Consider the following 13,042-nt stretch of genomic DNA (forward strand, 5'->3'; position numbering starts at 1 on the left):
GGGTGGGGGTCGCCGGGATCTGGTCCAGTGAGGGGAGCAGTGCCCGGACGTCGACGCACCTGGACGGCATCACATGACCATGTCTCCCTTCGGCTCCCTCGGTGGGTCGGACCCGTTCAACGAGCTGCTCAACCGTTTCTTCGGGATGTCGCCCGCCGCTTCTCCCCCGGCTGTCCAGCGCGTGCCGATCGGCCGGCTCCTGACGGACTCGGCGCGGGACCTGATCGGCCGGGCCACCGTCCGCGCCGCCGAGGACGGCAGTGCCGACCTGGACACCGAGCATCTGCTGTGGGCGTGCACCCAGATCGACCCGGCCCGTTCCCTGCTCGCCCAGTCCGGTGCCGACCCCGACCAGCTGGGCGCGTCGATCGCCGAGGTGCTGCCCGGTGAGAGCGGCGTCCCCTCGGCGGAGCCCGGGCTGACCCCCGCGGCCAAGCGCGTCCTGCTGCGGGCGTACGAGCGCTCCCAGGAGTCGGGGGTCTCGTACATCGGACCCGAGCACATCCTCGGCGCCCTCCTCGACGACCCGAACTCGGCGGCGGCGAAGCTGCTCACGGCGTACGGGACGGACGTCGGGGGCTTGCGGTCCACGGCCGACCGCGCGACACGGGCCGCGCGGGCGGACGGTACGCCGACGGCGAAGCCGGAGAGCAGGACGCCCACGCTCGACGAGTTCGGCCGCGACCTGACCGAGGAGGCGAGGGCCGGGAAGCTCGACCCGGTGGTGGGACGGGCCAAGGAGATCGAGCAGACCGTCGAGATCCTCTCCCGCCGCGCGAAGAACAACCCGGTCCTCATCGGTGAGCCGGGCGTGGGAAAGACCGCGATCGTGGAGGGGCTCGCCCAGCGGATCGTGGCGGACGAGGTCCCGAAGACGCTGGAGGGCAAGCGGGTCATCGCCCTCGACCTGTCGGGACTCGTGGCCGGCGCGCAGTACCGCGGCCAGTTCGAGGAACGGCTGAAGAACGTCATCGACGAGGTGAAGGCCGACGCGGAGTCGACCGTGCTCTTCATCGACGAGCTGCACACCGTGGTCGGCGCGGGGGCGACGGGCGAGGGCGCGATGGACGCCGGCAACATGCTCAAGCCCGCCCTCGCCCGCGGTGAGCTGCACGTCGTCGGCGCGACCACCATCGACGAGTACCGGCGGTACGTGGAGAAGGACGCCGCTCTGGAACGGCGCTTCCAGCCCGTGCTGATCCCCGAGCCCTCGGTGCCGGAGACCATCCAGATCCTGGAGGGGCTGCGCGACTCCTACGAGGCCCACCACCAGGTCCGCTACAGCGACGCCGCGCTCGCGGCGGCCGCCGAGCTCTCCGACCGGTACGTCTCCGACCGCTTCCTGCCCGACAAGGCCATCGACCTGATGGACCAGACCGGCGCCCGTGTACGGCTGCGCTCGCTCGGCAAGTCGACCGAGGTGGTCGACCGCGAGGACCGGCTTGCGAAGCTGCGCCGCGAGAAGGACGAGGCGGTCTCCGCCGAGGACTTCGAGAAGGCGAACGAGTACAAGAAGGACATCGCCCGGCTCGAGGGCGAGCTGGCCGGGCTCGTGGAGCGCCGCGAGGGCGTGATGGAGGTGACGGTCGACGACATCGCGGAGGTGCTGTCGCGCCGTACCGGCATCCCCGTCGCGCAGATGACGCAGAGCGAGAAGGAGAAGCTCCTCAAGCTGGAGGACGCCCTGCACAGCCGGGTGGTGGGTCAGGACGAGGCCGTCACGGCCATCGCGCAGGCGGTGCGCCGCAACCGGGCGGGCATGGGCGACCCGAACCGTCCCGTGGGCTCCTTCCTCTTCCTCGGTCCGACGGGGGTCGGCAAGACCGAGCTGGCGAAGGCGCTGGCGGAGCTGCTCTTCGGCGACGAGGGCCGGATGATCCGTTTCGACATGGGCGAGTTCCAGGAGAAGCACACGGTCTCCCGGCTCGTCGGCGCGCCGCCCGGATACGTCGGTCACGAGGAGGCGGGCCAGCTCACGGAGAAGGTGCGCCGCCAGCCGTACAGCGTGCTGCTCTTCGACGAGGTGGAGAAGGCGCATCCGGACGTCTTCAACACCCTGCTCCAAGTCCTGGACGACGGCCGGCTGACGGACGCCCAGGGCCGGACGGTCGACTTCCGGCACTGTGTGGTCATCATGACGTCGAACATCGGCGCGCAGCGGATCCTGGCCCACCACGGTGACGTCTCGGAGATCCGCGACGACCTGAAGCAGGATCTGCGCGGCTACTTCACTCCGGAGTTCCTCAACCGCATCGACGAGACGATCATCTTCCACGGTCTCGGCGAGGACGATCTCGGCGACATCCTCGATCTGCTGCTGCGGCAGAGCGAGCGCCGGGTCCATGCCCAGGGTCTGGAGCTGGAGGTGACGGAGGCGGCGAAGAAGCTGCTGGTCGCCCACGGTCACCAGCCGGAGTTCGGCGCCCGGCCGCTGCGCCGGACGATCCAGGCGGAGTTGGACAACCGGATCGCGGACCTGCTGCTCGGCGGGGAGGCCGATCCCGGCGACACGATCGTGGCGGACGTCCAGAACGACGCCCTGGTGTGCCGGGTGAAGTCCCCCCGGTCCACCTCGGCCTGACCGCGGGCCGCCTCGGCCCGCCCCGGAACGCCGCGGGGCCTGAAGGGTGTTGTCCCCCGCTTCAGGCCCTGCGGCCATGTCCGGGCTCGGCTAGGAGGATTTGGTCCATTCGAGGGTGACGCGGAGGTTCGCGTGGCTGCTGCCCTTGACGATGAGGGCGGTCAGACCGCCCGCGTCCAGGCCCAGTTCGCAGCCGAACTCCACCGTCGCCCGGTCGGGCGCCGCCTGGTGCAGGGCCTGGCTGAGTTGGCCGGCGAACGAGGACAGGGCGCGCGTGACCCCGGAGAGGTCCGGGACGCGGTCGCCGAGGCCTTCGAGGTCCGAGTCGGGGCCGAGCCGCTCCGTCTCCACGTAGAGAACGGCGTCGTCGACCTCGACCCTGGTGATGTCCCGCATCACGGATCCCTCCGGAGTGGCTGGTTCACGGTGCTCCAGCAGAGCGCCAGTATCACCGAGCAGAGGTCAGAGGGCGGGCAGCAGGCTTCCCGAGGCGTGGCGGGTGTGCCCGGGCCCCGACGCGAGCGCGCTGCCGCGCTGCCAGTCCGGCCAGGTCAGGTTCCAGTCTCCGTAGCCGTTGTCGAAGGGCGTCATCGGTTCGCCGTAGCCGTTGACGACCTCGACGAGGTCGCCCTCGCGGACGGTGCGGAAGAGCCAGGCGGCGTCCTCGGTGCTCATGCCGGTGCAGCCGTGGCTGACGTTCTCGCTGCCCTGCACGTCCGTCGACCAGGGCGCCGCGTGCAGGTACTCGCCGCTCCAGGTGACCCGGGTCGCCCAGCGGACCTTGAGGTCGAAGAAGTCGTCGCTGCCGCGCGCGATGCCGATGGAGTCGCCGCGCATCCGCACCAGGGGCTCCTTGCCTAGGACGACCTTGACGCCGCCGCGGGTGCGGTAGCCGGCCTTGCCGGTGGTGACCGGGATGGTGCGGACGACACGGCCGTTGCGCAGGACGGTCATCCGGAGGGACGCCACGTCGGTGACGGCCTCGACGCGGTCGCCGGTGGTGAAGGTGAGCGGCGTCGAGGGGCCGCCCTGGAGCCGGTCGTCCACCTGTACGGCGTCGAGTCCGCTGCGGACCCGGACGGTGGCGTGGGCGGGCCAGTATCCGCGCGGCCGGTAGTGCAGGGTGGTGGGGCCCACCCAGTGCCAGGCGCCCTCGACGGCGGGCTCGGAGCGTACGACGAGCGCACGTTCGACGGTGCGGCGGGCGTCAAGGGCGGACTCGGGCACGGGGTGGCTGAGTTCGGCGGTGACCGGCTGCCCGACCCCGTACGTCCGCCCGGACGACGGTCCGAAGCTCGCGGTCAGCCGCTCCCCCGCCGGTGTCCGGCCGGTGCGGAAGTCCAGGCGCGCCGCTCTTCGTACGGAACCGCCGGGGCGGGCCTCCTCGACGGTGAGGCGCGCGGTGTAGCGGGCGTCGGCCCGGAGCGCGCCGGTCGTGGTCCAGCGGGTGCCGTCCTGGCTCGCGCTGCCGGGCACTCCGCGTCCGCGCTGGTCGGTCACCGTGACATCGGTCAGTCGGCCCGGTGTCCTGAGCGTGATCCCGACCGGTCCGGACGCCTCGCGGCGGTCGAGCACGAACGCCCGGCCCGTCAGGGCGGACGCGCCGGAGAGCAGCACGGTGTGGCGGACCGGGGCGCACGGGCCGCCGCCCGTCCCGCAGCCGCTCACCGTGACGAGCGCGGAGCCCGTGGCGGAGCCTGGTGGGAGCTGCACGGCCGGGTGCTGACCGGCCGTCGTGACGAGGACGGCCCCGATGGCCAGCGACAGCGCGCCCCAGCCCTTGATGTTCCTGCGTGACGGCACGACGCGACACTCTCCCCTTCTCGGATCCGTGGCGGTATCGGGCATCAAAACGGATCAAGAGAAGAAACGATGATCACATTTCCGGGCGTGGCGCCGGAGAGGGGCGGTAGACGACTCGAATGAACCAATCCGCCGCCCTCGTACCCCTCGTCCCGCCGGGCCTATCGCCGTGGGTCCGGTCGGCTCAGCGCGGGGGTTCCGGCAGCTCCTCGCCCGTCTCCAGGAGGGACTTGAGGCTGGAGAGGAGAGCCGGCCAGCCCTCGCCGATCATGCCGCGCATGGTGCCGTCGGGCTCCAGGTCGTCGTGGACGACGGTGAGCTTGACCGTGTCCCCGGCCGGTTCGATCTCGAAGGTCACCTTCGAGCGGCGCTCCGTGGCGAGCTTCGCGTACACGTCGTCGCCGATGCCGACCGCCTCGGCCCACTCGGGCGTGAAGGTGTGCCAGGTGTAGGAGAGCTTGCGGCCGGGCACGGCCGCGAGGACGACCTGCTCGGGGTCGCTCGTTCTGCGGCCACCCTCGTCCCAGACCATCGGCGATCCGGCGGTCCAGGTCGTCTCGAACGCCACGCCCCAGTAGCGCTTGGTGAAGGCGGGGTCGGTCAGGGCCTGCCAGAGCTCCTCGGGGGTGGTGCGGATGTAGGTGGTGTAGACGAACGCGTTGCTGTCCATCGGGTTCTGCTCCAATGCTGACTTCAGGTCGGCGAGCGCGCTGACGCGCTCGCGGGCGTACCGGCTCATCCAGCGGTCCCCGATGGCGTGGATCGGAGCGGCGTTCAGGTAGTGCAACTTCTCCCGTCCCCGCCGCACCGTGACCACCAGCCCCGCCTCCTCCAGAAGCGCCAGGTGCTTGCTGACGGACTGCCGTGCCATGTCCAGCCCCGCGCAGAGTTCGCGCAGGGTCTGGCCGTTGTGGGCGTTCAGGCTGTCGAGCAGCCGTCGCCGACTGGCATCGGCCAGCGCCTTGAACACCTCGTCCATCGCCCCACCTCAACATGCAGCCTTTTAGCTGCCTCTACGATAGGCAGCCTCCTGGCTGCATGTCAACGACCGTCCGTCGTGCCCGCACCCCGGGCAGGCCGTAGGGCCGCCACCACCAGGCCTTCCACCTCCTCCGCCGAGACGTTCCCGCCGCGGACCACCCGGTCGAGCACGAGCCCGTCCACGCACGCGAGGAGCGCGAGCGAGCGCCCCTCGGGGTCCTCGACCCCCTGGGCGGCGAGGAAGCGGCGGACCGCGTCGCGCCCCGGGTTCTCCCGTGGAACCAGGATTTCGCGGAGTTCGGGGTCGCGCACGCTCTCGACGGCGCAGGCGTAGCGGGCGAGTGAGCGGCGCCGCCCCTCGCCGGTGAGCCGCGCGGCTACGAGCCCGAGGACGCTTTCGGCGAGTTCGGCCGCCGAGCGCGGTTCGGGCAGGCGTTCACCGGCGGCGCTCAGCTCGGCCTGATCGAGGTCGACGAGCCTGCGGACGAGCGCGGTCAGCAGGGCCGAACGGGTGCGGCAGTACGCGGAGGTGGTGCCGGCCGGGAGTCCGGCGGCGGCGTCCACGGCGCGGTGGGTCAGCCCGCGCATCCCGGCGTCGGCGAGCACGCCGAGCGCGGCGTCGGCGAGCAGGGTGCGGCGGTCGGAACGGCCGGAACGGTCAGGGCGGTCGGAACGGTCAGCGCGCTTCGGGGCGGGGTGGCGTGGAGTCTCGGGAGTCACACCCCATTTCTACACCTGTAGAAGGCGCGCGCTACTCTTCTACACCTGTAGAAGCAGGTGGGACGGAGCGGGAGGGGCTGGTCGCCATGGGGAACAACGCTGTCGTCGTCGGCGCGGGCATCGGCGGACTGGCCGCGGCCATCGGGCTGCGGCGGGTCGGCTGGGAGGTGACGGTCGTGGAGCGCGCGCCCGTCCTCGACGACGCGGGCGCCGGGATCTCCCTCGCCGCCAACGGCATCCGCGCCCTCGACGCCCTCGGGGTGGGGGCCGCCGTACGCGCCGCCTCGCGGGGCCAGTACACCGGCGGCACCCGTACACCGGACGGGAACTGGCTCGCCCGTATGGACGGCGCCGCTCTCGAACGCGCCCTCGGCACGCCCATCGTCGGCATCCCGCGCGCCACGCTGCACCGACTGCTGCGCGAGGCCCTGCCTGCGGAGTGCCTGATCGTCGGGGCGGAGGTGACCGGCCTGGACCGTACGGAACGGGGGCGGGTCCGTGTCCGGGCGGCCGGCTCCGCGGACGTCGGGCTCGACACCGATCTGATCGACGCCGATCTGGTCGTGGCCGCCGACGGCGTCAACAGCCGTACGCGGGCCGCCCTCTTCCCCGACCACCCCGGCCCCGCCTATAGCGGCTCGACCGTGCTCCGCGCTCTCACGGACCGGCCGCTGGACCTCTCCTCGGACTTCGAGATCACCTGGGGGCACGGGGCCGAGTTCGGGCACATCGCCTTCGCCGACGGGCGTGCGGAGTGGCACGCCGTCCTCAACTCGCCCGCCGGGGTCCGGTACGCCGATCCGCTCGAGGTGGTCCGGGAGCGGTTCGCCGGCTGGCACCGGCCGGTCCCCGAGCTGCTCGACGCCGCCCGCCCGGAGGCCGTCCTCCACCACGACATCCACGAGTTGACGACCCCGCTGCCCTCCTTCGTCGTCGGCCGGGTCGCCCTGCTCGGCGACGCCGCCCACGCCATGACCCCGAATCTGGGCCAGGGCGCGTGCCAGGCTCTGGAGGACGCGGTCGTCCTCGCCGCGGCGCTGGCCGAGAGCCCGGACGTCGACTCCGCTCTGCGCGCGTACGACGCCGAGCGGCGCCCCCGCGCCCAGGCGGTCACGGTCGCCGCCCGCAAGGCCGGGCGGATGGGGCAGCAGCTCTCGGCGCCGGGAGCCGTGGCGCTGCGCAATGCCGCCATGCGCCTCGCGCCGTCGGGCGCGACGCTCCGGATGATCCTGCGACACGCGGACTGGACGCCGCCGAGCCTTCCGGGGCCGCCGTCCGCGCGGGTGCCCGTCGTTGAATAGGTGCGAAACCACCTGATCAACGGTGCTGCTAGCGTGTCCGGATGTCCCTGAAGCACGCTGTCCTCGCCGCCCTCCTGGAGGGCGAGGCATCCGGATACGACCTGGCCAAGATCTTCGACGTGTCCGTGGCCAACTTCTGGGCCGCCACACCGCAGCAGCTCTACCGCGAGCTCGACCGGCTCTCCGAGGCCGGTCTGATCGCCGCTCGCGTCGTGGAACAGGAACGGCGCCCCAACAAGCGGATGTTCTCCCTCACCGACGCGGGCCGACAGGACCTCACGGCATACACGGCCCAGCCGCCGCGGCCGAGCGCGATCCGCGACGAGTTGATGGTCCAGGTGCAGGCCTGCGACGAGGGCGACACCGAGGCCGTCCGGGGCTTCGTGCAGGAGCGGATGGACTGGGCGCAGGGAAAGCTCGCGCGGTGGGAGAGGCTCCGCGAGTGGATGCTCGCCGGGCGGGACGAGGCCACGTACCTGCGCGAGGCGGAGCGGATCGGCCCGTACCTGACCCTGATGCGCGGCCGTTCCCTGGAGGAGGAGAACCTGCGCTGGGGCGAGCAGGTCCTCGCGATCCTGGACCGGCGGCTGGCCGCGCGCGAGCGGGCCGAAGCGCCGCGCACCTCCCGGTGACGGGATTCCCTACCCTGCGGTAGCGTCACCGGTCGTTGACCGGAGCAGCCGGTCGGAGACAAGGGGCGGGCCGGATGAACGTCGGTGACATCGTCGAGGACTTCACTCTTCCGGATGAGACGGGGACAGCCCGTTCGCTGGTCGGCCTGCTCGCGGACGGGCCGGTCGTCCTCTTCTTCTACCCGGCGGCCATGACCGCCGGGTGCACGGCCGAGGCCTGCCACTTCCGCGACCTGGCCGCCGAGTTCCGGGCGGCGGGGGCGCAGCCGGTCGGCATCAGCTCCGACAGCGTCGCGCGCCAGCAGGAGTTCGCCGACCGCCACTCGCTCGGCTACCCACTGCTCTCCGACCCGGAGGGCACGATCCGCGAACGCTTCGGCGTCACGCGCGGCTTTTCGCTGGCGCCGACGAAGCGGGTCACCTTCGTCGTCGACGAGGAGCGGCGGGTCGTGGAGGTCGTCCGCAGCGAGCTGCGCATGAGCGTCCACGCGGATCGCGCCCTGGCGGCACTGAAGGCACGCATCGCCTGACCGCGGAGCCGCGCACGCTCTCCCCGACATGCGGGCGGGCCAAGGCTGGGCGACACTCGCTCGTATGCCCGGTCCTCCGGTGGCCGTGGCCGGAACGGAGTGCTGGCATGGACGACTATCCCCTCCTCAACGTCTTCTGGACCATGCTCTGGTTCTTCATCTGGATCATGTGGCTGTTCCTGCTGTTCAAGGTCATCAGCGACATCTTCCGTGACCACGAACTGCACGGCTGGGGCAAGGCGGGCTGGCTGATCCTGTGCATCCTGCTCCCCTACATCGGCGTGTTGATCTATGTGATCGCGCGCGGCAAGGGAATGAGCCAGCGGGACGTCAAGCAGGCGAAGGAGAGCGAGGCCGCGTTCCAGTCGTACATCCGCAAGACGGCGGGTACGGGCGAAGGCAAGAGCCATGCCGACGAACTCGCGCGGCTGGCGGAACTCAAGGACAAGGGCGCCATCACGGACGAGGAGTTCGAGAAGGCGAAGGCCAAGGTCCTGTCCTGACGAAGAACGGCACACCGGACGAACCGGCCCCGGCGGAACCGGCCCGCACCGAACCGGCCCCGGCGCTCTCCCGCTCGCTGCTGCGGGACGCACGGGCCGACCCGGGCCGGTTCCCCGAGCTGCTCGCCGCCTTCGCCCTGCGGCACATGGGTCCGGCGGCCGGGCGGAGCGTGGATCGGCTGCGCAAGGCGCGCCCGGGAGCGACCCCCGCCGAGCTCCGGGCCCTGGTCACGGAGCGCGGACGGCGCGCGGTCACCACCGAGGGGGCATTCGTGGGCGGGCCGTTCATGCTGCTCATCCCCTTCGCCTTCTGCGGGGCGCTCCTGCTCGAGGCGCGGACGATCCTCGAGCTGGCGGGCCTCGACGGCCGGGACACCACCGCCCCCGAGCGGGCCGCCGAACTGCTGGTCCTGCAAGGGGTGTACGAGGACCCTGAGGCCGCCTTGGCCGGTCTGCGCGCCCGCCCCGAGCCCACCGACGGAGAACGCCCCGGCCGGATGGCCGCGCTCTGGCGCCTGGTCCTGCGGATGGCCCGCCTCCTCGGCATTCTGACCCCGGACGACGGCGGAGTCCGTCGGGGCCGAGTGGCCCGGATCGGCCAGTGGGTGCTCCTGGTCGTGGTGATCGTGGCCGGTTTCGTGGCGCCGCTGGTGTGGCTGCCGTACATGGCGGTCTCGTACCACCGCGCCACCACCGTGCTGTTGGACCGGGCGACCCTCTTCTACTTCGGTGTCCGCGACCCCCGGGAGCCGCGTACCGGGCGGCTCCAGCCGGACATGGTGGTGGCCGGGCTGCGGGCGCTGGTGTCGATCCTGATCCCGGTCGTCGGGGTGGTCCTGATCGTCGTCACGGACATCCGGCTCGCCGGTGCGCACTGGCCTCTGCTGCTCATCGTGCTCGTCTCCACTCCCCTGGTCGTGGGCGGCCTGTGGCTCTGGCGCCGGCACTCGTCACGACGCACGCACCCTTAATAGGTGTCCGAAATGCTCATTTGATACGGTCATGGCGTGCGGTTGACAAGATTCACCGACCTGGCGCTGCGTGCCGTGATGCGCCTGGCGGTTCCCGGAGCACCTGGGCAGGAGCCCTCGGCCACGACGCGCGAAGTGGCCGAGGTGATGGCGGTCCCCTACGCCCACATGGCGAAGGTCGTCACGCGCCTGCAGCACCTCGGCGTCGTCGAGGCGCGGCGCGGGCGCGGTGGCGGCCTGGTCCTGACCGAGACCGGACGGCGCGCCTCCGTGGGCTGGCTGGTCCGGACGCTGGAGGGCGAGGAGGAGGTCGTCGTCTGCGAGGGCGACACCCCCTGCCCACTGCGGGCGGCCTGCCGGCTGCGCGGTGCGCTGCGCCAGGCGCAGGAGGCGTTCTACAGCACGCTCGATCCGCTGACGGTGGCGGATCTGGTCGAGTCGCCCACCGGACCCGTGCTCCTGTCGTTGAGCACGCGACGCGAGGACTGACGACCGTACCTTCCCGCCGAGAGCCCTCCCCCTCAGCCACACCTTTAAATACGTAGATCATCTACCACAATAGGAGTCCGATGCTGTCCGCGCAGGCCACCCCCATCGTCCGAGCCACCCTCCCCGTCGTCGGGGCCGCGCTCGGCGAGATCACCGAACGCTTCTACACGGGTATGTTCACGGCCCGCCCCGAGCTGCTCCGCGACCTCTTCAACAGAGGCAACCAGGCCAGCGGCGACCAGCGGCGGGCGCTGGCCGGCTCGATAGCGGCCTTCGCCGGGGCGCTCCTGGAGCACCCGGACAGCCGGCCGGACGTCATGCTCGGCCGGATCGCACACAAGCACGCCTCGCTGGGCGTCACGTCCGAGCAGTACAAGATCGTCCACGAGCACCTGTTCGCCGCGATCGTCGACGTGCTCGGTGACGCCGTCACTCCCGAGGTCGCGCAGGCCTGGGACGAGGTCTACTGGCTGATGGCCAACGCGCTGATCGCCCTGGAGTCCCGGCTCTACGAGGTGGCCGGCGTGCCCGAGGGCGAGGTCCGCCGCCCGATGGAGATCGTCGAACGGCATCGGCAGACGGCCGACACGGTCTCCTTCACGCTGCGGCACGTCGACGGACGCCCGACGGCGTCGTTCCGGCCGGGACAGTACGTGAGCGTGCGCGTCGAACTGCCCGACGGCGCACGGCAGATCCGCCAGTACAGCCTCTCGGCTGCGCCCGGTCGGCCGGACTGGCGGATCACGGTGAAGCGCGTGGACGGCGACCCCGCCGGTGAGGTGTCGACCTGGCTGCACGAGCACGCGCCCGTGGGCGACACGGTCGAGGTGTCCGCTCCCTTCGGCGACCTGGTGCTGCCCGAGGGCGACGGGCCGCTCCTCCTCGCCTCGGCGGGGATCGGCAGCACACCGATGCTGGCCATGCTCGACCACCTCGCCACCACCGGTTCGCGCCGCCCGGTGACCGTCGTCCACGCCGACCGCTCCCCCGCCGACCACGCGCACCGCGAGGAGCTGCTCGGCCTGGTCGACGCCCTGCCGAACGCCTCACTGCACCTCTGGTACGAGCAGTCGGGTGCCTCGGAGGCGCGCCCCGGCCGCGCGGACGTCACCACGCTCGACCTCCCCGAGGGGGTGACGGCCTACCTCTGCGGCCCGCTGCCCTTCATGCGCCAGGTCCGCGGCGACCTGCTGTCGTCCGGTGTCGCCGCCTCGGACGTCCACTACGAGGTCTTCGGCCCCGACCTGTGGCTGGCCGGCGAGAACTGACGGCGGCACGCGGCACGACCGGGACGAGCGGAAGCGGAGGGCCCGCGGCCCCACACCCTGCGCGGGTGCGGGGCCGTGGGCACGGCGTGGGTCAGCAGCTCATCGCCCAGGTGTGGGAGTCGCCGCGGTCGTTGGCGGCTCCGTTGTACCCGACCTCCTGGCCGGGGGCCAGACAGATCGTCATGGAGCCGCCCTGGTGGGCGCTCTCGTAGACGCGGACGTGGTCCTTGATGCCCGGCCCGGAGATGCCGTGGTTGGCCCAGGAGGAGTCGGTGTCGGCGATCCAGCTCTCCCACCAGCCGTCGTCGCCGCTCCAGTTGGCCCGCTGGCCGCCGAAGTCGGCGTCCTGCCAGACGCAGAACTCGCCGCTCCGGCAGTCGGCCGCCTGGACGGGAGCCGCCAGAGCGAGGCCACCGGTGAGGGCGAGGAGCGCTGCGGCGGCGGTGAGGATGCGCTTCATAGGGCGTTGGTGCCTTCCTGTGGGGTGACGGGTGCGGACAGTTCGACTGCCCGCCGCAGCGCGCGGGTGCGCAACTGCTGGTAGGTGGTGAGCTGGTCGCCGCGCAGGGCGCGCGCCTTCGCCAGCTCGACGGGTTCCAGTCGCGCCCGTACCTCGGCGAGTCCGCTCTCCTTGTCGCAGCGGGCGACGACTGCGGCGCCCGGCCGTTCGACACGTGCGGCGCTCGGGGTTCCCGGAGGTGTCGCGCACCGGTTCCAGCGGGCGAGGGCGGCCTGGTGCGCGGGGTCGCCCTTCATCCGCTGCTGGGCTTCGGCGCGCAGGTTGTCCACGGTCACCTGGGCGCGGAACCAGCGCGTCTGGTCGCCGTATAGGGTCTGCCGGGCCCGGGCGAGACAGCCGTCTGTGTGGGCGGTGACGGTGTGGCCGGTGGCGAGGGTGAGTGACAGCTCTCGGGGGCCGGCGCCGAACAGGGCCGACTGGAGGCGTCGGTCCTCCTCCGCGGTGTCCGGCCGGTGCGCGAGGGTGAGTCCGCGGGCTTCGAGGCAGCGGTCGACGAGGGTGCGCTCGGCCGTTCTGAGCAGGGCGTCCTGGGCCTGGGGTGTCGGCGGGACGGCCGGTCCGGGGACGGCGGTGACACACCCCGTGAGCAGGAGTCCGGCGGCAAGCACGCCGGCGGCGGCGCGCCGGATGCGCGTGGCGATGTCCTGCATGGCGGCCCCCTCGTGACGTCCCCGCTCGGCGGGCCGCCGACATGATCGTCACAGCCCGTGACGATCACTGCCCGGGTGGTGTGGGGGCAATGC

At 72.1% G+C, this 13,042-nt stretch carries 14 protein-coding genes; 8 read left to right on the forward strand and 6 right to left on the reverse strand.

The annotated features are described in order from the left end of the window. Positions 1–73: 73 nt before the first annotated feature. A complete protein-coding gene (locus tag AB0F56_RS15385; protein WP_362008939.1) occupies positions 74–2,581 on the forward strand; it encodes an ATP-dependent Clp protease ATP-binding subunit in 2,508 nt (835 codons plus the stop codon). A 90-nt stretch (positions 2,582–2,671) separates the two neighbouring features. Here AB0F56_RS15385 and AB0F56_RS15390 read toward each other — a convergent pair whose 3' ends face one another. The 4 genes from AB0F56_RS15390 to AB0F56_RS15405 form a co-directional block, all read right to left on the reverse strand. Next, on the reverse strand, positions 2,672–2,977 hold the full coding sequence (locus tag AB0F56_RS15390) for a CU044_2847 family protein (RefSeq protein ID WP_362008942.1): 306 nt from the start codon (positions 2,975–2,977) through the stop codon (positions 2,672–2,674). Between the two features lie 66 nt (positions 2,978–3,043). After that, on the reverse strand, positions 3,044–4,384 hold the full coding sequence (locus AB0F56_RS15395; protein ID WP_362008945.1) for an Ig-like domain-containing protein: 1,341 nt from the start codon (positions 4,382–4,384) through the stop codon (positions 3,044–3,046). Positions 4,385–4,568: 184 nt separating this feature from the next. After that, positions 4,569–5,363, reverse strand: coding sequence for a metalloregulator ArsR/SmtB family transcription factor (locus tag AB0F56_RS15400; protein ID WP_362008948.1), 795 nt, complete (start codon positions 5,361–5,363; stop codon positions 4,569–4,571). Positions 5,364–5,425: 62 nt separating this feature from the next. Next, positions 5,426–5,995 (reverse strand): TetR family transcriptional regulator C-terminal domain-containing protein, encoded by a 570-nt coding sequence (locus AB0F56_RS15405; protein WP_362009506.1) that lies wholly within the window; start codon positions 5,993–5,995, stop codon positions 5,426–5,428. A 176-nt stretch (positions 5,996–6,171) separates the two neighbouring features. On the opposite strand from AB0F56_RS15405, the gene AB0F56_RS15410 reads away from it, so the two are divergent. From AB0F56_RS15410 to AB0F56_RS15440, 7 genes are all read left to right on the forward strand, one after another. Continuing rightward, the gene (locus AB0F56_RS15410; RefSeq protein WP_362008951.1) at positions 6,172–7,386 is read left to right on the forward strand and encodes an FAD-dependent monooxygenase; all 1,215 of its coding nucleotides are present in this window, start codon (positions 6,172–6,174) and stop codon (positions 7,384–7,386) included. Between the two features lie 41 nt (positions 7,387–7,427). Beyond that, the gene (locus tag AB0F56_RS15415; RefSeq protein WP_362008954.1) at positions 7,428–8,018 is read left to right on the forward strand and encodes a PadR family transcriptional regulator; all 591 of its coding nucleotides are present in this window, start codon (positions 7,428–7,430) and stop codon (positions 8,016–8,018) included. Positions 8,019–8,092: 74 nt separating this feature from the next. Beyond that, the gene (locus AB0F56_RS15420) at positions 8,093–8,548 is read left to right on the forward strand and encodes a peroxiredoxin (protein ID WP_362008957.1); all 456 of its coding nucleotides are present in this window, start codon (positions 8,093–8,095) and stop codon (positions 8,546–8,548) included. Between the two features lie 107 nt (positions 8,549–8,655). Further along, positions 8,656–9,051, forward strand: a complete 396-nt coding sequence (locus AB0F56_RS15425; protein ID WP_362008960.1) for an SHOCT domain-containing protein — start codon at positions 8,656–8,658, stop codon at positions 9,049–9,051. Between the two features lie 146 nt (positions 9,052–9,197). Further along, entirely contained in the window at positions 9,198–10,022 is an 825-nt protein-coding gene (locus AB0F56_RS15430; RefSeq protein ID WP_362008962.1) for a hypothetical protein, read from the forward strand. 36 nt (positions 10,023–10,058) lie between these two features. Then, entirely contained in the window at positions 10,059–10,511 is a 453-nt protein-coding gene (locus AB0F56_RS15435; RefSeq protein ID WP_362008964.1) for an Rrf2 family transcriptional regulator, read from the forward strand. Positions 10,512–10,591: 80 nt separating this feature from the next. Beyond that, on the forward strand, positions 10,592–11,779 hold the full coding sequence (locus AB0F56_RS15440; RefSeq protein WP_362008966.1) for a globin domain-containing protein: 1,188 nt from the start codon (positions 10,592–10,594) through the stop codon (positions 11,777–11,779). Positions 11,780–11,870: 91 nt separating this feature from the next. Here AB0F56_RS15440 and AB0F56_RS15445 read toward each other — a convergent pair whose 3' ends face one another. Continuing rightward, positions 11,871–12,239: a peptidase inhibitor family I36 protein gene (locus AB0F56_RS15445; protein WP_362008969.1), complete on the reverse strand. Its 369-nt coding sequence runs from the start codon at positions 12,237–12,239 to the stop codon at positions 11,871–11,873. Continuing rightward, positions 12,236–12,949 carry a hypothetical protein gene (locus AB0F56_RS15450; RefSeq protein WP_362008971.1) on the reverse strand — a complete coding sequence of 238 codons (714 nt, stop codon included), beginning with the start codon at positions 12,947–12,949 and terminating at the stop codon, positions 12,236–12,238. Before AB0F56_RS15450 ends, AB0F56_RS15445 begins: the two co-directional genes overlap by 4 nt. Positions 12,950–13,042 lie beyond the last annotated feature (93 nt).

The sequence above is a fragment of the Streptomyces sp. NPDC026092 genome, from assembly GCF_040638605.1.
Classification (GTDB): domain Bacteria; phylum Actinomycetota; class Actinomycetes; order Streptomycetales; family Streptomycetaceae; genus Streptomyces.

Coding starts and splice junctions, on each gene's coding strand:
- AB0F56_RS15385 (WP_362008939.1), top strand. CDS start 74: ATGACCATGTCTCCCTTCGGCTCCCTCGGTGGGTCGGACCCGTTCAAC.
- AB0F56_RS15390 (WP_362008942.1), bottom strand. CDS start 2,977: ATGCGGGACATCACCAGGGTCGAGGTCGACGACGCCGTTCTCTACGTG.
- AB0F56_RS15400 (WP_362008948.1), bottom strand. CDS start 5,363: ATGGACGAGGTGTTCAAGGCGCTGGCCGATGCCAGTCGGCGACGGCTG.
- AB0F56_RS15410 (WP_362008951.1), top strand. CDS start 6,172: ATGGGGAACAACGCTGTCGTCGTCGGCGCGGGCATCGGCGGACTGGCC.
- AB0F56_RS15415 (WP_362008954.1), top strand. CDS start 7,428: ATGTCCCTGAAGCACGCTGTCCTCGCCGCCCTCCTGGAGGGCGAGGCA.
- AB0F56_RS15420 (WP_362008957.1), top strand. CDS start 8,093: ATGAACGTCGGTGACATCGTCGAGGACTTCACTCTTCCGGATGAGACG.
- AB0F56_RS15425 (WP_362008960.1), top strand. CDS start 8,656: ATGGACGACTATCCCCTCCTCAACGTCTTCTGGACCATGCTCTGGTTC.
- AB0F56_RS15430 (WP_362008962.1), top strand. CDS start 9,198: ATGGGTCCGGCGGCCGGGCGGAGCGTGGATCGGCTGCGCAAGGCGCGC.
- AB0F56_RS15440 (WP_362008966.1), top strand. CDS start 10,592: ATGCTGTCCGCGCAGGCCACCCCCATCGTCCGAGCCACCCTCCCCGTC.
- AB0F56_RS15445 (WP_362008969.1), bottom strand. CDS start 12,239: ATGAAGCGCATCCTCACCGCCGCCGCAGCGCTCCTCGCCCTCACCGGT.
- AB0F56_RS15450 (WP_362008971.1), bottom strand. CDS start 12,949: ATGCAGGACATCGCCACGCGCATCCGGCGCGCCGCCGCCGGCGTGCTT.